This window comes from Sphingobium sp. Cam5-1 (assembly GCF_015693305.1).
Taxonomy (GTDB): domain Bacteria; phylum Pseudomonadota; class Alphaproteobacteria; order Sphingomonadales; family Sphingomonadaceae; genus Sphingobium.
In genome coordinates, this window is the sequence record NZ_CP065138.1 from 971,303 (window position 1) to 991,957 (window position 20,655).

18 protein-coding genes are annotated in these 20,655 nt (G+C 62.1%); 7 read left to right on the top strand and 11 right to left on the bottom strand.

Going from position 1 to position 20,655, the window contains the following annotated elements; genetic code table 11:
• Nucleotides 1-17: 17 nt before the first annotated feature.
• From IZV00_RS04885 to murI, 5 genes are all read right to left on the bottom strand, one after another.
• Complete coding sequence (locus IZV00_RS04885; RefSeq protein ID WP_196226033.1) at nt 18-716, bottom strand: hypothetical protein; 699 nt, start codon at nt 714-716, stop codon at nt 18-20.
• Nucleotides 717-779: 63 nt separating this feature from the next.
• Entirely contained in the window at nt 780-2,363 is a 1,584-nt protein-coding gene (locus IZV00_RS04890) for a cisplatin damage response ATP-dependent DNA ligase (RefSeq protein WP_196226034.1), read from the bottom strand.
• A 127-nt stretch (nt 2,364-2,490) separates the two neighbouring features.
• The gene (locus IZV00_RS04895; protein ID WP_196226510.1) at nt 2,491-3,483 is read right to left on the bottom strand and encodes a ligase-associated DNA damage response exonuclease; all 993 of its coding nucleotides are present in this window, start codon (nt 3,481-3,483) and stop codon (nt 2,491-2,493) included.
• 50 nt (nt 3,484-3,533) lie between these two features.
• The gene (gene hemA, locus IZV00_RS04900; RefSeq protein ID WP_196226035.1) at nt 3,534-4,754 is read right to left on the bottom strand and encodes a 5-aminolevulinate synthase; all 1,221 of its coding nucleotides are present in this window, start codon (nt 4,752-4,754) and stop codon (nt 3,534-3,536) included.
• A 154-nt stretch (nt 4,755-4,908) separates the two neighbouring features.
• Nucleotides 4,909-5,712, bottom strand: coding sequence for a glutamate racemase (gene murI / locus IZV00_RS04905; RefSeq protein WP_196226511.1), 804 nt, complete (start codon nt 5,710-5,712; stop codon nt 4,909-4,911).
• Between the two features lie 164 nt (nt 5,713-5,876).
• Here murI and plsY point away from each other — a divergent pair, with 164 nt between their 5' ends.
• The 3 genes from plsY (at nt 5,877) to topA (ending at nt 10,182) form a co-directional block, all read left to right on the top strand.
• Complete coding sequence (gene plsY, locus IZV00_RS04910; RefSeq protein ID WP_196226036.1) at nt 5,877-6,476, top strand: glycerol-3-phosphate 1-O-acyltransferase PlsY; 600 nt, start codon at nt 5,877-5,879, stop codon at nt 6,474-6,476.
• On the top strand, nt 6,473-7,555 hold the full coding sequence (gene dprA, locus IZV00_RS04915) for a DNA-processing protein DprA (RefSeq protein WP_196226037.1): 1,083 nt from the start codon (nt 6,473-6,475) through the stop codon (nt 7,553-7,555). The genes plsY and dprA overlap by 4 nt, the downstream gene beginning before the upstream one ends.
• Before the next feature lie 74 nt (nt 7,556-7,629).
• Nucleotides 7,630-10,182 carry a type I DNA topoisomerase gene (gene topA, locus IZV00_RS04920; protein ID WP_196226038.1) on the top strand — a complete coding sequence of 851 codons (2,553 nt, stop codon included), beginning with the start codon at nt 7,630-7,632 and terminating at the stop codon, nt 10,180-10,182.
• 106 nt (nt 10,183-10,288) lie between these two features.
• Here the strand turns inward: topA and era are convergent, their stop codons facing one another.
• The 4 genes from era to lepB form a co-directional block, all read right to left on the bottom strand.
• A complete protein-coding gene (era, locus tag IZV00_RS04925) occupies nt 10,289-11,197 on the bottom strand; it encodes a GTPase Era (protein WP_196226039.1) in 909 nt (302 codons plus the stop codon).
• 36 nt (nt 11,198-11,233) lie between these two features.
• Nucleotides 11,234-11,521 (bottom strand): GIY-YIG nuclease family protein, encoded by a 288-nt coding sequence (locus IZV00_RS04930; RefSeq protein ID WP_196226040.1) that lies wholly within the window; start codon nt 11,519-11,521, stop codon nt 11,234-11,236.
• 77 nt (nt 11,522-11,598) lie between these two features.
• A complete protein-coding gene (gene rnc / locus IZV00_RS04935; protein ID WP_196226041.1) occupies nt 11,599-12,312 on the bottom strand; it encodes a ribonuclease III in 714 nt (237 codons plus the stop codon).
• A complete protein-coding gene (gene lepB / locus IZV00_RS04940) occupies nt 12,267-13,091 on the bottom strand; it encodes a signal peptidase I (RefSeq protein WP_196226042.1) in 825 nt (274 codons plus the stop codon). The genes rnc and lepB overlap by 46 nt, the downstream gene beginning before the upstream one ends.
• A gap of 180 nt (nt 13,092-13,271) precedes the next feature.
• Between lepB and pgi the strand changes: the two genes are divergently transcribed.
• On the top strand, nt 13,272-14,777 hold the full coding sequence (gene pgi / locus IZV00_RS04945) for a glucose-6-phosphate isomerase (protein WP_196226043.1): 1,506 nt from the start codon (nt 13,272-13,274) through the stop codon (nt 14,775-14,777).
• Between the two features lie 67 nt (nt 14,778-14,844).
• Entirely contained in the window at nt 14,845-16,191 is a 1,347-nt protein-coding gene (gor, locus tag IZV00_RS04950) for a glutathione-disulfide reductase (RefSeq protein ID WP_196226044.1), read from the top strand.
• Nucleotide 16,192: 1 nt separating this feature from the next.
• On the opposite strand, the gene IZV00_RS04955 is transcribed toward gor, so the two are convergent.
• Together IZV00_RS04955 and IZV00_RS04960 are read right to left on the bottom strand one after the other, a co-directional pair.
• Nucleotides 16,193-16,909, bottom strand: a complete 717-nt coding sequence (locus IZV00_RS04955; protein WP_196226045.1) for a 2OG-Fe dioxygenase family protein — start codon at nt 16,907-16,909, stop codon at nt 16,193-16,195.
• 72 nt (nt 16,910-16,981) lie between these two features.
• A complete protein-coding gene (locus IZV00_RS04960) occupies nt 16,982-18,397 on the bottom strand; it encodes a helix-turn-helix domain-containing protein (protein WP_196226046.1) in 1,416 nt (471 codons plus the stop codon).
• Between the two features lie 123 nt (nt 18,398-18,520).
• On the opposite strand from IZV00_RS04960, the gene IZV00_RS04965 reads away from it, so the two are divergent.
• The gene (locus IZV00_RS04965; RefSeq protein WP_196226512.1) at nt 18,521-20,053 is read left to right on the top strand and encodes an acyl-CoA carboxylase subunit beta; all 1,533 of its coding nucleotides are present in this window, start codon (nt 18,521-18,523) and stop codon (nt 20,051-20,053) included.
• A 112-nt stretch (nt 20,054-20,165) separates the two neighbouring features.
• Nucleotides 20,166-20,603 (top strand): methylmalonyl-CoA epimerase, encoded by a 438-nt coding sequence (gene mce / locus IZV00_RS04970; protein WP_196226047.1) that lies wholly within the window; start codon nt 20,166-20,168, stop codon nt 20,601-20,603.
• The last annotated feature ends 52 nt before the right edge of the window (nt 20,604-20,655 follow it).

Consider the following 20,655-nt stretch of genomic DNA (forward strand, 5'->3'; position numbering starts at 1 on the left):
TTAAGTAGGATCTAACCTCAGGATTGCAGAGCCGGGTCGCCGGGAATGGCGTCAATCAAATCAACGATCGATTGTGCGTTTGCAACATAAGTTCTGACAGAATCTTGGCTCAGTTCTTCGTCCGGATGATGCACAACTCTGTTACGAATTTGGCTCAAAATTCGGATTTCCGGAACGATGCTGGAGCTAATTGCGCCAGCACTTGTAAGGAAGTCAAGCTTTCGCCGGAAATTTGGCTCTGAATTGCCGGTTGTGACCAACTGTACGCGACCATAAAGTCTTCCAATTGCGCGCTCAACGTTGACCCACGACGTTACGATGGCGTCAATAGGCGATAATCGGGCAACCTCCTCAACATCCTGTGCCTGCGCAGTTTCTTGCTGGGGTGGTGACGAGGGCAAATTGTTTATCAATTCCTCGGTCGTAATCTCAATCCCACCCGGTCCTTTGAACGATTTTATTCGACCGATGAGTGCGGAGATTTGTTTCTTGAACATCAGGGCTACAACAACAATGCCAATTGGCCATGCTGCACTCGAAAGAATGCTACCAGTTGCAGAAATTACCGAAGGCCAGATATGGGCGTCGCTCTCCTCCCCCTTTGGAGGTGATCCAACGTAAATCGTCAGATTGGCTGGATGCCGAGAGAAAGGCTCCTCGTTGGCCACTTGTACCTTTATAGGCGCGGAAACGTTTTCCTGTGTAACGGCTTTCAACGGCGGCCCCCCAGCTCTTCTTGACGTTTATGGTGTACCATCCCGTTATGGCACTCAAGTCACTTAGCCAACAAGTCGTTTCAATGCCGTGATAGTATCCGCTTCCGCCGCAGGCTTGTCCCGCCTGATCCGCGCGATCCTCGGGAAGCGCATCGCCAGCCCCGACTTGTGCCGCTTGCTGTCGTGGATGCTGTCGAAGGCCACCTCCAGCACCAGTGACTTTTCCACCTCTCGCACCGGGCCGAAGCGGTTGACCGTGTTGGTGCGCACGAAGCGGTCCAGCCATTTGAGTTCTTCGTCGGTGAAGCCGCTATAGGCTTTGCCGACGGGGAGCAGTTCGCCCTCCTCCGTCCAGCAGCCGAAGGTGTAGTCCGAATAGAAGGACGAGCGTTTGCCGTGGCCGCGCTGGGCGTACATCATGACGCAGTCGGCGGTCAGGGGATCGCGTTTCCATTTATACCAGAGCGCGGCCTTGCGTCCGGCGACATAGGGGCTGTCGCGGCGCTTGAGCATGACGCCTTCGATGGCGGCGTCGCGGGCGCCTGCGCGGATGTCGGCGAGGCTTTCGAAGTCTGGCGCTTCGATGAGGGCGGAGATGTCGAAGCGGTCGGGGTTGAGGGTCGGGACGATGGCTTCGAGGCGCGGGCGGCGTTGCTCCCACGGGAGGGCGCGAAGGTCTTCGTCGGCGTGGAGGAGGATGTCGTAGAGGCGGACGAAGGCGGGGTAGTCGGCCATCATCTTGGCCGTCACTGCCTTGCGGCCGAGGCGTTGCTGGAGGGCGTTGAAGCTGGCTGCTTCTCCACCCTGGAATTCTCCTTTGACTAGGAGTTCGCCGTCAAGGACTGCGTGGGCGGTGAAGGCTTGCGCGATTTCGGGAAAGCTGCCGGTGATGTCATCCCCGGCGCGGCTATAGAGGCGGGTCTGCTCGCCGGTCCCGACTATCTGGATGCGGATGCCGTCCCATTTCCATTCGGCGGCATAGTCGCTGAGGTCAACGCTGTCGGCTTCGAGCGGGTGGGCGAGCATGAAGGGGCGGAAGAAGGGCGTGCCTGCGGGGTCGGGGCGGCCAGACCTGCCTTCGGCCCAGTCGAACAGGGCTTTGTAAGGCGGGGAGAGGGCGTGCCAGCATTCCTCCACATCATCGACGTCTAGGTTGAAGGCTTGGGCGAAGCCGGTCTTGGCAAGGCGGGCGGAGATGCCGACGCGCAGGCCTCCGGTGGCGAGTTTCAGGAGGGCGAAGCGGCCGGAGGCGTCGAGATGGTCCATCATTTGCGCGAGGGTCGCCGGGGCGGCGGCTCGGCTGACGCTGTGTAGGCGGTCGATGATGGCGGAGAGAGTGAGGGAGCCGTCGTCTATCTCTGGCGGCTGGTCCTCGCTCTTGGGCCACAGGAGAGCGACGGTTTCGGCAAGGTCGCCGACATAGTCCCGGCTCATTTCGTAGAGGACGGGGTCGGTGCGGGCGCGGATCATCTCGCCGATGGCCGAGGCCTTGACGGCCTTGATGTCGAGGTTGCCGGTGAGGGCGGCGAGTGCCCAACCGCGATCGGGGTCTGGAGCTTCGCGCATGTAGCGGGCAATGAGGTCCAGCTTGCCGTTGCGCGAACGGGTGTAGACGAGGCCGTCGAGGAGCTGGGAGAAGGCGCGCATTATGCCTTACTTCCGTTCGTTTCGAGCGTAGTCCAGAAACGATATGCGCGTCCTTCCCGTTTCTCGACTTCGCTCGAAACGAACGGGGCTGGGGGAGGGGAAACCAATGGCGAGGTAGGACGAAGCATCAGCCCTCATCCTCATCTTCGCGCCCTACCAGTTCCAGCGCTCGCGCGCGCATCTGGTGGGTCATGCACCAGTGGAGCAGGGCTTCCTCGCGGCCGTGGGTGATCCAGGTTTCGGATGGAGCGACTTCGCGGATGGTGCTGGTCAGTTCGTCCCAGTCGGCATGGTCGGAAATGACGAGAGGGAGTTCGACATTCTTCTGCCGCGCGCGTTGGCGGACGCGCATCCAGCCTGACGCCATGGCGGTGATGGGATCGGGCAGGCGGCGGCTCCAGCGGTCGTTGAGGGCGGAAGGGGGCGAAACGATGAGGTGGCCGCGCATCTCCTTGGCCGGAACGCCGGTGGCGGGGCGGAGTTCGCCGAGGTCGATGCCGAAATCCTGATAGAGCGCGCACATGCGCTCCATCGCGCCGTGGATGTAGATGGGATCATGATGGCCGCGCGCGCGGACTTCGCAGATCAGGCGTTGGGCTTTGCCGAGGGCGTAGGCGCCGACTAGGACGCAGCGGTCGGGATGGGCCTGAAGCGCGGCGAGCAGGCGGTCGACTTCGCTGCCTGTGTCAGGGTGACGGAAGACGGGGAGGCCGAATGTGGCTTCGGTGACGAAGATGTCGCAGGGAACTGGCTCGAACGGCTTGCAGGTGGGGTCGGGGCGGCGCTTGTAATCGCCGGTGACGATGACGCGCTCGCCCGCATGTTCGAGCAGGATTTGGGCCGAGCCGAGGACATGGCCTGCGGGAATGTAGGAGATGTCCACCCCGCCCATACGGATTTGCTCGCCATAGCCGACGGGCGTGCCGCTCGCCGTGCCGTAACGCAGCGCCATGATGGCGAGGGTTTCCTGCGTCGCCCAGACATGGCCGTGGCCGCCGCGCGCATGATCGGCATGGCCGTGGGTGACGAGCGCGCGTTCGGCTGGCTGTGATGGATCGATCCAGGCGTCAGCGGGGCGGACGTATATTCCGGTGGGGTGCGGTTCGATCCAATGGGGCATATCCATCCAAGAAGATGGGAAATGCCCCTATTGTTCCGCAAGAGGTCCGGTTAGGCGGCCTTCTTGAGTTCCAGCTCCAGCCGATCCCAGATTTCGACCAGCGCCTGGACCAGGTCCTGCATCATCTCCACGGTATGCGCCGGGCCAGGCGTGAAGCGTAGCCGCTCGGTGCCGCGCGGGACGGTGGGGTAGTTGATGGGCTGCACATAGGCGCCATATTCGGCGAGCAGGATGTCGCTGATCCGCTTGGCCTTTACTGGGTCGCCGACCATCAGCGGGACGATGTGAGTAACCGACGGCATCACCGGCAAACCCGATTCCGCCATCAGGCGCTTCAAGGTGGCGGCGGCGGCCTGCTGGCCTTCGCGCTCTTCGTTGGACTGTTTGAGGTGGCGGACACTGGCCAGCACGCCAGCCACGAGCACGGGCGAGAGCGAAGTCGTGAAGATGAAGCCGGGCGCATAGCTACGGATCACATCGACGATCATCTGGTCGGCCGTGATATAGCCGCCCATGACGCCGAAAGCCTTGCCCAGCGTGCCTTCGATGATGGTCAGGCGATGCGCGACGTCATCGCGTTCGGAAATGCCGCCGCCATGCGCGCCGTACATGCCGACTGCATGGACTTCGTCCAGATAGGTGAGCGCGTTGAACTCGTCGGCCAGGTCGCAGATCGCGGCGATGGGGGCGACGTCGCCGTCCATCGAATAGACGCTTTCAAAGGCGATCAGCTTGGGCGCGTCGGGATCTTCTGCAGCGAGCAGCTCGCGCAGGTGATCGACGTCATTGTGGCGGAACACGCGCTTCTCACAGCCGGAATTGCGGATGCCCGCGATCATCGATGCGTGGTTCAGTTCGTCTGAAAAGACGATGCAGCCGGGAAGCAGCTTGGCGAGAGTGGAAAGTGCGGCTTCGTTCGACACATAGCCGGACGTGAAGAGCAGGGCCGCTTCCTTGCCATGCAGATCGGCCAGTTCGGCTTCCAGATCGACATGATAATGGGTGTTGCCGCCAATGTTGCGAGTGCCGCCGGAGCCCGCGCCGACATCGTGCAGCGCCTCTTCCATCGCGGCGACGACCTTGGGGTGTTGACCCATGGCGAGATAGTCGTTGGAACACCAGACGGTAATCGGCTTCGGGCCATTATGGCCGTGGAAGCAGCGGGCGTTAGGGAAGGCACCCTTGTTCCGCAGGATATCGATGAACACGCGGTAGCGGCCTTCGCTGTGAAGCCGGTCGATCGCCTGCGCGAAGATATGCTTGTAGTTCACGTAACGCCCTAGTCCCTTAGTGGCCCGCATTCCCCTCTTGCGGGCGTTTACCTGCTGCCGCGCTTCATTACCAGCGATAACCGTTCGCAGCGTTAGGGAGAAATACCTATCACGATGATAGGGGAAATTGGGAGTGGACCAAAGGTCTCACCCCTCAAAGCGCTTCCATCTGGGTAAGGCCGAAGTCGGCGAGCGCCGGGGCGAGCGCCGCGACGCTATTGTCGAGGCGGGTGAACACGGCTCTTCCGGACGGGGGCGAGGCTGGCCAATCCTGTCCTTGTGTCAGGTAGGCGATGCGGCGCGCGATCCCCTCCCCGCCGTGGACAAAGGTGAGGGGCCTGGGTGCGGCGGCCGCGAGTTCCGCCTCCACCAGCGGGAAGTGCGTGCAGGCGAGGACGACAATGTCCATAAGGTCGCCGCCGGGCTGATCGAGAAGACCAGCAAGAGCGTCGCGGGCGACGGCGGGGTTCAAAGGCTCGCCGCGCAGCTTGGCTTCGGCCAGCTGGACAAGGGCGGCGGAGCCGTGACGCAGGACGGTGCAGTCTGCTCCGAACTCGGCCGTTAGGCGATCAACATAGGGCTGGCGCACGGTGGCATCGGTGCCGAGTACGCCGAATACGCGGCTTTTTGAAAGAAGCGCGGCTGGTTTGATCGCGGGGACGGTGCCGACGACGGGGATGTCCAGCGCGGCGCGGACAGCGGAGAGCGCGATGGTCGAGGCGGTGTTGCAGGCGATCACGGCAAGGCGCGGGCGGAAGCGCTCGACCAGGCGGCCAAGCAGCGCGGGCACGCGGGCGGCGATTTCCGCCTCGCTCTTCGTCCCATAGGGGAAGCCTGCGCTGTCGGCGGCGTAGACGATAGGGGCGTTGGGCAACGCTGCGCGTGCTGGCGCGAGGATGGAGAGCCCGCCGACGCCGGAATCGAAGAAGAGCAGGGGGGCTGACGGGGCGACCTTCATTATGGCGCACATGTCGCGGGTGAGGATGAGGCTGTCAATATTGGGGTTTCCTGATCCGCCCTGCGCTAAAGGCGTGGGGAGGATTTGTTTCGGTTGGTGCAGCTTCGCCATTGCCCCCGGCAGCGGCAACGCTATGGTCGCGCCGCAATCATTTCGGCGAGATCATGAATCCTCCCTGGCTACTTCCCACATTCGTCCTGCTGATATCCTATCTGCTGGGGTCCATACCCTTTGGTCTGCTATTGACGCGCGTCACAGGCGCCGGGGATTTGCGGCAGATCGGGTCGGGCAATATCGGCGCCACCAACGTGCTGCGGACGGGTCGCAAAGGGCTGGCGGCGGCGACCTTGCTGCTTGACCTGCTGAAGGGCGCGGCGGCTGTGCTGATCGGCGCGGCGTTGATCGACAATGGCGGGCCGATGGCGGGCGCGATGGCCTTTATCGGGCATTGCTATCCTGTGTGGCTGCGCTTTGCGGGGGGCAAGGGCGTAGCGACGATGATGGGCGTGGTGACCGCGCTGCACTGGCCTGCGGGAATTGTGTTTGCGCTTGTATGGCTGGGGGCGCTGTTCGGGACGAAATGGTCTTCAGTTGGCGGCATGGCGGCAGGGATCAGCGCTCCGGTCGCGTTGTGGTTCATGGGGCGGTTTGATCTGGTTCCTGTAGCACTGGCAATGATGTTGATCCTGCTGTGGCGGCACCGGGCCAATATCGCGCGGCTCGCGAAGGGGACCGAACCCAAGATCGGAGCTGCCAAAGAGTGAGCGAACAGGAGCGGTTCGATCGCCTCCGCCTGATCCGTTCGCCCCGCATCGGGCCGGTTACTTTTCGGCAGTTGATGGCGCGCTTCGGAAAGGCGGGAGAAGCTTTGCGGGCAGTGCCGGAGCTTGCCGCGCGGGGCGGCGGGAAGGCGGCTGTGGCGGACGCAGGCGCTGTCGAGCAGGAGATTGCCCGCAGCCGGGCGCTCGGCGCGCGCTACTTGCTGATGGGGGATCAGGATTATCCCTTTCTGCTGGAACAGATGGATGGTTCGCCGCCTGCATTGATCGTGCGCGGCGATGTTGGGCTAACCGGGCGGCAGTGTGTGGCGATGGTGGGTGCGCGAAATGCTTCTGCCGCAGCTTGCCGTTTCGCGCGGACTCTCGCGCAGGAATTGGGACAGCAGGGCGCGGTGGTGGTGTCGGGCCTTGCGAGGGGTATCGATACGGCCGCGCATCAAGGGTCGGTGGGAACCGGGACGATCGCGGTTATCGCCTGCGGCATCGATATCGTGTTTCCGCCAGAAAATGGCGACTTGCAGGAGCAGGTGGCGGGTGAGGGGCTGCTGGTTACGGAGCATCCTCCCGGCATGCAGCCGCTCGCGCGTCACTTTCCGGCGCGTAATCGCATCATCGCTGGACTGGCCGCGGGGACGGTGGTGGTGGAAGCGGCGCCCAAATCGGGATCGCTCATCACGGCGCGCCTGGCTGTCGAGGCCGGGCGGGAGGTCATGGCGGTGCCGGGATCACCAGCCGATCCACGGGCGCAAGGTTGCAATCACCTGATCCGCGAAGGCGCGACGCTGGTACAGAATGGCGCGGATGTGATCGAAGCCATTGGCGGCATCGACCAGCGCATGGTGCGGCAGGGGCGGCTCGACTTTAGCGGCGCGCCGGTTTCGTCCGATGTGGCGGGGCAGGAGCGGGAGATCGTTCTGGGTCTGCTGGGTCATGCCCCAGTGCCTGTCGATGAGGTCATTCGTCTATCTAGCCTTTCCCCAGCCATCGTTCAGACCGTGCTGCTGGAATTGGAACTGGCAGGTCGGCTGGAACGTCGTGCGGGCGGCAAGGTGAGCCTGTCGTGATGCTCTTGACGCAGGGCACCGCCGCCTTCCAGACTCGCGCGTGTACGTGAGAGAACTCAAAAACCGGGGCATGAATGCAGCTTGTCATCGTTGAATCGCCAGCCAAGGCGAAGACCATCGAGAAATATCTGGGCGGCGATTTCCACGTCCTCGCCAGCTATGGCCATATCCGCGATCTGCCGCCGAAGGACGGGTCGGTGGACCCGGACAATGGCTTTGCGATGTCGTGGGAAAATTACGGGGACAAGGGCAAGCAGCTGAAAGCCATTGCCGATGAGGCGAAGAAGGCGACGCGCCTGATCCTGGCGACTGACCCTGATCGCGAAGGGGAGGCGATCAGCTGGCATGTGCAGGAAGTGCTGCGCGCGAAGAAGGCGCTGCCTGCGACCGTGGACCGGGTGACCTTCAACGCGATTACCAAGGCAGCCGTGCTGGACGCGATGGCGAAGCCACGCGCGCTGGATGAGGATCTGATCGACGCCTATCGGGCGCGGCGGGCGCTCGACTATCTTGTGGGCTTTACCCTCTCGCCGGTGCTGTGGCGCAAGCTGCCGGGGGCCAAGTCGGCGGGGCGGGTGCAGTCGGTTGCGCTGCGGCTGGTGGTCGATCGCGAGCGTGAGATTGAGAGCTTCGTCGCTCAGGAATATTGGTCGGTCGCGGCCGAGATGGAGCAGGGCGGGCAGGGCTTTACCGCGCGCCTGGTGCGTTGGAAGGGCGAGAAGATCGACCGGCTGACCATCGGCAAGGAAGGCGACGCCATGGCCGCGAAGGCGGACGTGGAGGCTGGGCGCTTCACCGTCGAGAAGGTCGAGACGAAGCCGGTTTCGCGCAATCCTCCCGCGCCGTTCACGACTTCGACATTGCAGCAGGAGGCCGCCCGCAAGCTGGGCTTCTCGGCCAGCCATACGATGCGGATCGCGCAGCAACTGTATGAGGATGGCGCGATCACCTATATGCGTACCGACGGCGTGCAGATGGACGGCAGCGCCATTTCCGCCGCGCGCAAGGCGATCGCGGAGCGCTATGACGGCGGATATTTGCCGGAGAAGCCGCGCCAATATCAGACCAAGGCGAAGAATGCGCAGGAAGCGCACGAAGCCATTCGTCCGACCGAGTTTGGGCGGGACAAGGTCGGATCGGGCGATCATGCGCGGCTGTATGACCTGATCTTCAAGCGCGCACTGGCGAGCCAGATGGCTTCGGCGCGGCTGGAGCGGACGGTGATCGATTTGGTCGATGGCACTGGGCAGCACGCATTGCGCGCGACAGGTCAGGTGGTGATCTTTCCGGGCTTCCTCGCGCTCTATGAAGAAGGGCGCGACGATGCCGAGGATGACGACAGCAAGCTGCTGCCGCGCCTCGTCGCCGGGGACGCGCCTGCCAAGAAGAAGGTGACGGCCGAGCAGCATTTCACTCAGCCGCCACCGCGCTATTCGGAAGCGTCGCTGGTCAAGAAGCTGGAGGAACTGGGCATCGGGCGGCCTTCGACCTATGCCTCGACGCTTCAGGTGCTGAAGGACCGCGACTATGTGCGGGTGGAGAAGAACCGCTTCTTCGCTGAGGAGAGTGGGCGGCTCGTGACGGCGTTTCTGGAGCGTTTCTTTGAGCGCTATGTGTCCTATGACTTCACGGCGGGCCTTGAGGACGAGCTGGACGAAATTTCTGGCGGTCGGGCGCAATGGCAGGCCGTTTTGGAAGCCTTCTGGCGCGACTTCAAGCCCAAGACCGCCGAGGTCATGGAGCAAAAGCCGTCTGACATCACGGCTGAACTGGACAAGTTCCTGGAACCGATGCTGTTCCCGCCGAAGGCCGACGGCAGCAACCCGCGTGCGTGCCCGATGTGTGGCGACGGACAGCTGGCATTGCGTGGCGGCCGGTTCGGCGCGTTCATCGCCTGCTCCAACTATCCGGAGTGCAAATTTACGCGCAAGTTCGGGCAACCGGGCGGCAGCGATGGCGGTGATGACAAGGGGCCGGAGGTGCTGGGGCAGCATCCCGAAACCGGGCAGGACATCGTGCGCAAGTCCGGGCGCTTTGGTCCCTATATCGAAATGGGCGAAGGGAAGGAGGCCAAGCGCGGCTCTATCCCGAAGGACTTGCCGGATGGCGAAATGACGCTGGATTGGGCGGTGAAGCTATTGAGCCTGCCGCGTGAGGTCGGGCTGCATCCGGAAACGGGCAAGCCGATCGTCGCGAATATCGGACGCTTTGGGCCTTATCTGCTGCATGACGGCAAATATGGTCGACTGTCCTCCACCGCCGAAATTTTCGAGGTGGGGATGAATAGCGCCGTCGCCAAGCTGGCCGATGCGGCAAACAAGGGCGGGCGCGGTGGCGCGTCGCGCGAGCCTTTGAAGGTGCTGGGCAAGCATCCGCGTACCGAGGCCGAGATCAAGCTGATGGCAGGGCGCTATGGCCCCTATGTCACCGACGGCACGACTAATGCGACCTTGCCCAAGACGATCGAGCAGGATGCCTTGACGCTGGAGGAAGCGGCGCAGTTGATCGACGCGCGGGCTGCCGCGGCGCCTGCGAAGAAGGGTAAGAAGAAGGCCCCGGCCAAGAAAGCTGCGGCGAAGAAACCTGCTGCCAAGAAGGCCCCGGCGAAGAAGGCGGCGGCGGAGTAGATCTCCCGCCACCTCCCGTTCGGGCTGAGCTTGTCGAAGCCTCTTACTTTTTTGAAAGGAAGAAGAGCCCTTCGACAGGCTCAGGGCGAACGGGGATAGATGAGTGCTACTCCACCCAATCCAGTCCGATGTCGCGGTAGATGAAGCGGTCGTCTTCCCAATCTTCCTTCACCTTGACGTGGAGGTAGAGGTGGACCTTGACACCCAGCAGCTGCGCCAGTTCGGCCCGAGCCTTTGAGCCGATTTCCTTGAGGCGCTGGCCGCCCTTGCCGAGCACGATGGCACGCTGGCTGGAGCGGCCGACAAGGATCTGCTGATGGATTTCGACTGAGCCATCCTCGCGTTCTTTATACTGCTCCGTATCGACTGCGGCCGCGTAAGGCAGTTCGGCGTGAAGCTGGTGATAGAGCTGCTCGCGCGTGATTTCGGCGGCGAGCATACGGTCGGTTGCGTCGGAGACCTGATCTTCGGGGAAGTGCCAGGGGCCTTCGGGCATGGCATTGGCGAAGGCGGTCTTGAGCTCGGGCAGGCCATCGCCGGTCGCGGCGCTGATGAAGAATGTCTCTTCGAAGCCAATTCGTTCGTAAAGCTTCTGGGTGTGAACCAGCAGCTTCTCCTTGATGGCGATATCGACCTTGTTGAGGATTAGCCATTTGCGTTCGGGCCGATGTGTGAGCGCTTCGATGATCGGCTCCATCTTGGGGCCGAGGCCCGCCTTCCCATCGACTATCAATGCGATCAGGTCAGCGCCTTGCGCGCCGCCCCATGCGGCCTGAACCATCGCGCGATCAAGGCGGCGCTTTGGTGCGAAGATGCCGGGTGTGTCGACCAGGACGATCTGCGTGTCGCCTTCGATAGCGACGCCCATGACGCGGGTGCGGGTGGTCTGCGCCTTGGGACTGGTGATCGCGACCTTTTGGCCGACCAAGGCGTTGACCAGTGTGGATTTACCAGCGTTGGGGGCGCCGACTATGGCGATGACGCCGCAGCGTTGGTGAGGTTCTGAAACTTCCAAACTATACTCCGTTCGCGCTGAGCTTGTCGAAGCGCCTTACTTATCTTTGTTCGAGTGCGCGAGGATCGAAATGAGATCCCAGTCCTCGCGGATGAGCGCGAGCTTCTTTGCACGGCTCCAGCCCTTGATCTGGCGCTCTGCTTCAATCGCCTCGATACGCGTGCTGAACTCTTGTGACCAGACCAGTTTAACGGGCCGCCGAATCTGAGTGTAGCTTGCGATCCCTCCCGCCTCGTGTTGAGCTACGCGGGTTTGTAGATCATCCGTGTGGCCGACATAAAAACTGCGGTCGGCGCAGTGGAGCATGTAGGTGTAGAAAGGCATCTTCGCTCTGAAAGGAAGTAGGGCGCTTCGACAAGCTCAGCGCGAACGGGGGTTGGAAATTGGGACTGATAGGACGTTCAATTCGTCAGCTTATCCAACAACGCCTTCGCCGCAGCCGTCTCCGCCTCTTGCTTGCTTCCCCCCGTTGCGCTCGCTTCTCCTGCGCCCTTGATGCTCACCGTCACCGTGAAGCGCAGCGCATGGTGTGGGCCGGAACGGTCAGTCATCGCATATTCCGGGGGTTTGCGGCGGTTGGCGGCGGCCCATTCCTGAAGGGTGGACTTGGGATGTTTGGGCGCGCTTTCCTGCGTGTCCACCCGGTCGGCCCAGAGACGACGCACTAGCCTGCGGGCATCGTCAATGCCTGCTTCCAGATAAAGCGCGCCAATCAGCGCCTCCATGACGTCGCCCAGCACATTGTCGCTGTCGGCCGCGCCGTCGTCGCGGGCCTGTTTGCCGAGGATGAGATGCGTCGGGACGCCAGCCGCGCGCGCTACTTCGGCGCATGTCTCACCCGACACCAGCGCGTTGAAGCGGCGCGACAGTTTGCCTTCAGGTTCTCCGGCAAAACGCTCATAAACCCATTCGGAGACGATCAGGCCAAGCACCCGGTCACCGAGAAATTCCAGCCGCTCATAATTTACGGCATTCGCGCTGCCATGGGTAAGCGCCTGACGAAAAGGCGCCTCGTCCTTCGGCGCTCGTCCGATCAGCCCGGCGAGCCAGCCAGACGTGTCGGCCTTGGTCAAAAGCCTTCCCCGATGCGGTTCCAGCGGGCTGCGGTGAACCATGTCCAGGGGAGCAGCCAATTGGCGCTGCCATCGGTGGAGAACACGGAAATCATCGCCTTTCCAACCAGATTTTCCTCAGGCACCAGCCCGATGCCGCCACCTTCGACCGCCGGGAAGCGGCTGTCCGCGCTGCGATCACGATTGTCGCCCATCATGAACAGATGGCCTTCGGGCACGAGGACCGTGTCGCGATCGTCGGCCGCGCCGTCCGGGACGAGGTCGAGGACGTTGTAGCTTTTGCCGCCGGGCAATGTCTCACGATATTGCGGGTAACGGCACTGACGCCCGCCGCTTGGCGCATCTTGCTCGAACTTCGGGCGGTAACAGGGGGAGGGGCTGCCTTCCTTGGCTGCAGCATCGACCATGTTAGGCGATACGGGGATGACGAGGTCGGCGACCCTCTGTTTCCGAATGGCCTGACCGTTCAGATAAACCGTCCCGCCGCGTACCGAGATCATGTCGCCGGGCAGGCCGATCACCCGCTTGATATAGTCATTCTTCTGGGTCGGCGGCGCCTTGAAAACCACCACATCACCGCGCTGCGGCGTGGATGCCAGGATGCGGCCGGGGATCAGCGGCAGGTTGAAGGGCAGCGAGTAGCGCGAATAGCCATAGGGCCATTTGGCAACGAGCAGATAGTCGCCGATCAGAAGGCGGGGCTGCATCGATTCAGACGGTATATTGAACGGAGAGACGATGAAGCTGCGCAGGACAAAGACGAACACCGCCAGCTTAGCGAGAAACCAAAGGAAGTCCCGCGTTTCGGATTTTGCGCTCATGCTATATTGTCTAGTCCTTCGATCCGCCTTGAAAACAGGCCGTTGCGGCTTTTGCTGCGTTGTAAACCCGCCGTCAAGCATGGTGGGCGGTGCATTGGCCGTTACGCTTGGGTAAGAGGCGGGAGAATCGACAGGTGCGGCGTCGTCGCTAAACACGGAAAAAAGAGGATTTACCCTTCCATGTCCAGCCCTGCACTGGAGGCCATTGCTGCCATCCCGCAGCCCGAATTGAAGTCCATCTTTACGGCGGACCCGAACCGGCTGAGCAAGTTCACGCTGACCCAAGGGCCTATCCGTTTCGACTGGTCCAAGACGCATCTGACCAGCGATCTGCTGGACGGCTTTCTGAAGCTGGCGCAGGAAAAGGACTTCGCCAAATGGCGTGACGCCTTTTTCGCGGGCGAGCCGATCAATAATAGCGAAGGCCGCGCGGCCGAACATCCCGCAGAACGGGGCGAGGGCAATGCGGAAAGCGTTTCGCGGGCAAAGATGCTGCACGCCCGCATGCGCGCGCTAATCGACGCGATCGAGGGGGAGGCGCTAGGCCCGATCCGCCATATCCTGCATATCGGCATCGGCGGGTCGGCGTTGGGACCTGACCTGATCATCGACGCGCTGGGCGGCGACGGTGCGCGCTATGACGTGGCGATCGTGTCCAATGTTGATGGGACCGCACTGGAGCGGGCGATCTCGCGCTTCGATCCGGAGGCAACACTGATCGCCATTGCGTCCAAAACCTTCACCACCACCGAAACCATGTTGAACGCCGCGAGCGCGATCAACTGGCTTGTCGAGGCGGGGGTGGATGATCCCTATGGCAAGGTGATTGCGCTGACCGCCAATCCTGACAAGGCGATCGAATGGGGCGTGGACGAAACGCGTATTCTGCCATTTTCCGAGACGGTAGGCGGGCGCTATTCGCTCTGGTCATCCATCGGCTTCCCTGCTGCGCTGGCGCTTGGCTGGGATGCGTTTCAAAGCCTGCTCGAAGGCGCGGCTGCCATGGATCGGCATTTCCGGCTGTCCGATCCGGCGCAGAACGCTCCCCTGATCGCGGCTTTTGTCGACCAATATTATGCCCGCTTCATGGGATGCCAGACGCGCGCGCTGTTCGCCTATGACGAGCGGTTGCGGCTGCTGCCATCCTATCTCCAGCAACTGGAGATGGAGAGCAATGGCAAGAGCGTGACACGCGATGGCCAGCCTGTCGATGGGCCGACAGCACCGATTACATGGGGTGGCGTCGGCACGGACGCGCAGCATGCCGTGTTCCAGCTGCTGCATCAGGGGACTATCCTGGCGCCCGTCGAGTTCGTCGCTTCGATCGATCCTGGCCATGCTCTTGATCCGGCGCATCACCGGGCGCTGCTGGTCAACTGTTTCGCCCAGGGTGCGGCGTTGATGCGGGGCAAGGACAATGATGCCGATCCGGCGCGCGCCTATCCCGGCAATCGGCCCTCCACCACGATCCTGCTGGAGGATGTGACGCCCGATGCGCTGGGCGCGCTGATTGCTTTTTACGAGCATCGTACCTTTGCCAACGCCGTGCTGATGGGGATCAATCCCTTCGATCAATTCGGCGTGGAACTGGGCAAGGAAATCGCCAAGTCGATCGAGGCGGAAGGGGCGAAGGGCTTCGACCCCTCGACCATGGCACTGATCGATCTGGCCTTGGGCGGTGCGTAGAGGCCCAAGATGATTGTAACTCCGCTGGATAGCCGCCATATCCGGCCTCCATCCAGCGGAGAGCAGCATGACCGATTACGATTTCGACCTTTTCGTCATTGGTGCGGGATCGGGAGGGGTTCGTGCGTCGCGGGTGGCAGCGGCTCATGGCGCGAAGGTTGCGGTCGCCGAGGAATATCGGGTCGGCGGCACTTGCGTCATTCGCGGCTGCGTGCCCAAGAAGCTCCTGATCTACGGCGCCCATTTCGCCGAGGATTTGAAAGATGCGCGGCGCTTTGGCTGGCATGTCCCCGACTGCGACTTCGAATGGAAAGTCCTGCGCGACAATGTGCTGGCTGATGTCGATCGGTTGGAGGGGCTCTATAGGAACACGCTGGAGAGCCATAAGGTCGAGTTGATCGCGGAACGTGCCACGATCACCGGGCCGCATTCGGTGAAGCTTTCAAGCGGCCGTGAAATCAGCGCCAGATACATCCTTGTCGCGACGGGGGCCTGGCCCGCGATCCCGGAAATGGAAGGAGCGGAGCATGGCATCACGTCCAACGAAGCCTTTCATCTTGAGGATGCGCCCAAGCGGATGGTGATTGTCGGCGGCGGCTATATCGCCAATGAATTTGCGGGCATATTTCATCAGCTTGGCAGCCATGTGACCATCGTCAACCGTTCATCGACGCTGCTGCGCGGCTATGACGAGCAGATCCGCGATCGGCTGCTCCAGATCTCCACGATGAAAGGCATCCAGTTCCGCTTCAATGCGGAGATGGATCGGATCGAGAAGAATGAGGATGGCACGCTGTGCATGCATTTCAGCAATGGCGATCCCATCCCCTGCGACACGGTGATGTTTGCGACGGGACGCCAGCCGCATGTAGAAGGGCTTGGCCTCGAAAATGCAGGCGTGGAGCTGGACGACAAGGGGGCGATCAAGGTCGATGAATATAGCCGCACGAGTTGCGAGAGCATCTATGCGGTTGGCGACGTTACGAACCGGCTGCAATTAACGCCGGTCGCCATTCGGGAAGGCCATGCCTTCGCCGACACGGTGTTTGGCGACAATCCCAGGACGGTGGATTATGACTGCGTCCCGTCCGCCGTATTCAGTCATCCGCCCCTGGCTGGCGTAGGATTGACCGAGGCGCAGGCGAAGAACAAGCTTGGGACGGTCAAGGTCTATACGTCAGACTTTCGCCCCATGAAGAACGTTCTTGCCGGCCGGGACGAACGCGCGCTGTACAAGATGGTGGTGGATGCGACCACAAACCGCGTGGTTGGATTGCACATGATTGGGCCAGACGCGCCGGAGATTCTACAGGCTGCGGCGGTCGCGGTGAAAGCGGGGCTGACCAAGCAGCAGTTTGACGACACTGTGGCGCTCCACCCAAGCATGGCCGAGGAACTGGTGCTGCTGAAATAGGTCAGCGGGCCGCCGCGAAGGTCACGACCAATGCGTCGCGCCACGCGGCTTGCCGTGGATCGATGGGGTGGATTTCGGTTACGCCATGCAGGATGCGGCGGTCGTCGATCAACACCGTGTCCCCAGGCCGGGCGAGGGTGAATTCACCTAGAGCCGTGCTGTCCGGCGCGCCGATGCGGGTCACGCCTTCGTCCACATTGCGCCGTTCGATCAGCATCACCAGGACCCAGTCCACCCCGTCGCGGTGCAATCCTTCAGGCGTCGGGCGGCCGATATGCTCCTCGCGCGTCTCGATGCGGAACTGATGCATTTCGACATGCCACTCCCGTGCGCCATCGGCTCCAAAATTCGCCGCGCAGAAAGCAAAGATCGCTTGCGTGACAGGGTTGTCGATCGTCGCCTGATGGACAGGGTCGAACCAGCGCTGCACGTCTCCGTTAAGGGGGTTATAGTCGCGGCTCTGGAAATGCGGTTGGTGGGGCTTGCGCGTGAAACGTCTCTGCTCACAGCGAAATGCGGCATGCCGTCGCCGACGATAACGTCCCCCGTCCGCCATGTAGAGATCGGGGCCAAGGTCATTCCAGCTATCGGCGAATTGCGCCCAGCATCCTTCATCGGCTTTCAGCATCGTCAGCATGTGAGGTCCGGTGATGCGGGCGAAGCCATCGCGTGCAAGGTCTGCCTGCAATTCGGCGCGGTGAAAAAGGCCGTGGTCCATAAGTCCGATCTTAAGCAGCCGGAGAAGCCCGCAAAGGGCCAGTTTCCGCAAGCTGGGTGCTGGCGAGGCCGATCAGCCGATCCAGTAGGGCACGATCTGGCGGTTGTCCGGATCGACGCGGATCGGCCGGTCGGCGGGCGGGAAGGCGCGCTGGTCACAGCTTTGGCGCGGGCAGAGGCGGCAGGTTATGCCGATGGGCGTTGCTGCCCCCTCCATCTCTAGCTGTAGCCCGTCGGCATAGACGAAGTTCGCCGCATGGGCGACTTCGCATCCCAAAACAACGGCGTAGCGGCGTGGGGTGCGTGAATAGCTGCCCGAAGGCTTTACCAGTCCTTTGGCCATGGACACGTAGCGCACGCCGTCAGGCGTTTCGCCAAGCTGGACATTGATGCGGTCGGGTATGGCGACGGCTTCATGCACGTTCCACAAGGGGCAGGCGCCCCCGAAACGGGCGAACTGCAGGCGGGTGGCGCTGTGCCGCTTGGTGATGTTGCCCGCCATGTCGACGCGGCAGAAGAAGAAGGGGATGCCTCGCAGGCCGGGGCGTTGAAGGGTCGACAGGCGATGGCAGGCCTGTTCGAAACTCACCCCGAAACGGCGGCTGAGGCGATCTATGTCATGGCGCACTTCCCGCGCGGCTTGCCGGAATTGGGCATAGGGCATCAGCAGCGCGCCAGCGGCATAGTTGCCAAGGCCGATGGCGAGGAGGCGGTCGGCGCCTTCTACCGGCAGCGCTGCCCGGTTCACGACGTCGGCAATCACGGCCTGGCCCTCCAGCATCATGAGTTGGTGAGACAGCATGAACTTGCGGCTTTCCGTCGGGAGGGCCGCATTCACGAACAGGCGGCGATCGTTAGACGAATAGGCGCGCAGGGCTGAATCGGGCGTGTCGGCGATAAGTGTTTCAATGCCGTGGCGGCGGGCGAGAGCCTCCACCAGCATGCCTTCGTCCAGAACCTGTCCGGCCGTGAAGCTGGAGGCCATGTCCTCCGCCAGGCAATCGAGCGCGTGGACATAGTTGCCCGCCTCATGAAACCAGTCGCGCGCCGCTTCCCAGGGTAGGCGCGCCTGCACTTCATGATCGTTGGCAATCGCCTCCTCGATCATGTTGATGCGCTCGTTGGCGCGCATATGGGCGTTATAGAGGTCGATGTAGCGGGCCGCGAACTCCGGGAACTGGAGGTGCAGCTTTTCGATGCGCTCGGGTTCCATCAGTGGGCCGGGCAGTTCGGGGTGGGCCAGTGCAAAAGTGAAGGCGCCGAGCAGCTGCTCTTCCTCGCGGCTGTCGAAACTGGCCCAATCAGTGGGGAAGGCGCTGGCGACCGCCGCCTTTACCTTGGCAGTGAGAGGCCGGTCGTCATTTTCCAGCTGGCTGAGATAAGAGACGGAAATCCCCAAGGCTTGCGCCATCGTGGCCTGGTCCATCCGGTGGTCCAGGCGAAGCTGCCGCAGCCGTGGACCTGCGAAAATACGATTGCCTCGTGCCATGCGCGGCTCTTAATTTGCGAAATCGTGATTTGCAAATTGGCAAATTTGCATTTGCGAAAAATGCGAAAGCAGGGAAAGGGGGCAAATGAAGCCGACCGTCCCGTTGCCGGAGAGATATTCTTTATGTCGAAGCTCGCCATTATCGAACAGCTGGAAGCCAAGCGCGAGGCCGCGCGCCTGGGCGGTGGCCAGCGCCGCATCGACGCCCAGCATGCCAAGGGCAAGCTGACCGCGCGGGAGCGTCTGGAAGTCCTGCTGGACGAAGACAGCTTTGAAGAAGTCGACATGTATGTCGAACATAATTGCGTCGACTTCGGCATGAACGAGCAGCATATTCCGGGCGACGGCGTCGTCACCGGTTCAGGCACGATCAACGGCCGCCTTGTCTTCGTGTTCAGCCAGGATTTCACCGTTTATGGCGGCGCGGTGTCCGAACGGCACGCGATGAAGATCTGCAAGATCATGGACATGGCGCTGAAGGTCGGCGCGCCCGTGATCGGCCTTAACGATTCCGGCGGCGCACGCATTCAGGAAGGCGTGGCTTCGCTTGCCGGTTATGCCGAAATCTTCCAGCGCAATGTGCTGGCATCCGGCGTGGTGCCGCAGATCAGCGTGATCATGGGGCCGTGCGCGGGCGGCGCGGTCTATTCGCCTGCGATGACCGACTTCATCTTCATGGTGAAGGATTCGAGCTTCATGTTCGTCACCGGTCCTGACGTGGTGAAGACCGTCACCAACGAGATCGTGACGCAGGAAGAACTGGGCGGCGCGGTGACCCACACGACCAAGTCGGGCGTGGCGGACGTGGCTTTCGATAATGATATCGAGGCGCTGTTGGCGACCCGCGATTTCGTGGACTTCCTGCCCGCGTCGAACAAGGAGCCGGTGCCTGAGCGGCCGAGCGCTGATCCGTGGGACCGGATGGAAGAGAGCCTGGACACACTGATCCCGGCCAATGCGAACCAGCCCTATGACATGCATGAGCTGATCCGCAAGGTCGTGGACGAAGGCGACTTTTTCGAGGTTCAGCCTGCCCATGCGGGCAACATCCTGTGCGGTTTCGGCCGGATCGAGGGCAAGACCGTCGGGATCATCGCCAACCAGCCGATGGTGTTGGCAGGCGTTCTGGACATCAATTCATCGAAGAAGGCGGGGCGTTTCGTTCGCTTCTGCGATGCGTTCGAAATTCCGATCGTGACGTTCGTTGACGTGCCGGGCTTCCTGCCGGGGACCGCGCAGGAGCATTCGGGCATCATCAAGCATGGCGCGAAGCTACTGTTCGCCTATGCCGAAGCGACCGTGCCGAAGATCACCGTCATCACGCGCAAGGCCTATGGTGGCGCCTATGACGTTATGTCGTCGAAGCATCTGCGCGGCGACTTGAACTATGCTTGGCCGACCGCCGAGATCGCGGTGATGGGCGCCAAGGGCGCGGTGGAGATCATCTTCCGTGGCAAGACGCCGGAAGAGATTGCGGAAAAGACCAAGGAATATGAAGACCGCTTCGCCAATCCGTTCGTGGCGGCGGGCAAGGGCTTCATCGACGAGGTGATCCAGCCGCACTCGACCCGCAAGCGGATCGCTCTGGGCCTGCGCAAGCTGCGCAACAAGAGCCTGGAGAATCCGTGGAAGAAGCACGACAATATTCCGCTTTGATGGCTCGCAAGGGTCGTCATCCCAGCGCAGGCTGGGATCTCAGGCGGCTTGGCTGGACCTTCAAGGCACGAGACCCCAGCTTTCGCTGGGGTGACGAAGTAGGGAAGACGTGATGAAACTCGGTCGCTTGAACCATATCGGCGTGGCGACGCCTTCGCTGGAAGCGTCACTCGCTTATTATCGCGATATCATGGGCGCGACGCTGACGCATGAACCGTTCGACCTGCCCGCTCAGGGGGTGAAGGTTTGCTTCGTGGATACGCCGGGCGAGAATGGCACCGAAGGCACGCAGATCGAGCTGATCGAGCCGCTGGGTGAGAACTCGCCTATCCATGGGTTCATCGCGAAGAACCCGGCCGGCGGCCAGCATCATATGTGCTATGAAGTGCCCGATATTCATGAAGCCAAGGCTTGGTTCGAAGGGCTTGGCAAGAAGGTGCTCGGTGAACCGCGCATCGGGGCGCATGGCACGCTAATCTTCTTTGTCCACCCCAATGATATGAATGGGGTGCTGACCGAGATCATGGAAACGCCCAAAGAGGCGCATTGAGTTTCGTCATGCCGGACTTGATCCGGCATCCCGCTTCTTTGCGAGCGGGTCC

Bases quoted from the DNA above. Each gene is read 5' to 3' on its own strand.
- IZV00_RS04960 (WP_196226046.1), bottom strand. From the start codon at position 18,397: ATGGCACGAGGCAATCGTATTTTCGCAGGTCCACGGCTGCGGCAGCTT.
- pgi (WP_196226043.1), top strand. From the start codon at position 13,272: ATGTCCAGCCCTGCACTGGAGGCCATTGCTGCCATCCCGCAGCCCGAA.
- rnc (WP_196226041.1), bottom strand. From the start codon at position 12,312: ATGGTTCACCGCAGCCCGCTGGAACCGCATCGGGGAAGGCTTTTGACC.
- IZV00_RS04890 (WP_196226034.1), bottom strand. From the start codon at position 2,363: ATGCGCGCCTTCTCCCAGCTCCTCGACGGCCTCGTCTACACCCGTTCG.
- lepB (WP_196226042.1), bottom strand. From the start codon at position 13,091: ATGAGCGCAAAATCCGAAACGCGGGACTTCCTTTGGTTTCTCGCTAAG.
- IZV00_RS04895 (WP_196226510.1), bottom strand. From the start codon at position 3,483: ATGCCCCATTGGATCGAACCGCACCCCACCGGAATATACGTCCGCCCC.
- topA (WP_196226038.1), top strand. From the start codon at position 7,630: ATGCAGCTTGTCATCGTTGAATCGCCAGCCAAGGCGAAGACCATCGAG.
- IZV00_RS04930 (WP_196226040.1), bottom strand. From the start codon at position 11,521: ATGCCTTTCTACACCTACATGCTCCACTGCGCCGACCGCAGTTTTTAT.
- mce (WP_196226047.1), top strand. From the start codon at position 20,166: ATGAAACTCGGTCGCTTGAACCATATCGGCGTGGCGACGCCTTCGCTG.
- IZV00_RS04955 (WP_196226045.1), bottom strand. From the start codon at position 16,909: ATGGACCACGGCCTTTTTCACCGCGCCGAATTGCAGGCAGACCTTGCA.
- murI (WP_196226511.1), bottom strand. From the start codon at position 5,712: ATGAAGGTCGCCCCGTCAGCCCCCCTGCTCTTCTTCGATTCCGGCGTC.
- gor (WP_196226044.1), top strand. From the start codon at position 14,845: ATGACCGATTACGATTTCGACCTTTTCGTCATTGGTGCGGGATCGGGA.
- IZV00_RS04965 (WP_196226512.1), top strand. From the start codon at position 18,521: ATGTCGAAGCTCGCCATTATCGAACAGCTGGAAGCCAAGCGCGAGGCC.
- plsY (WP_196226036.1), top strand. From the start codon at position 5,877: ATGAATCCTCCCTGGCTACTTCCCACATTCGTCCTGCTGATATCCTAT.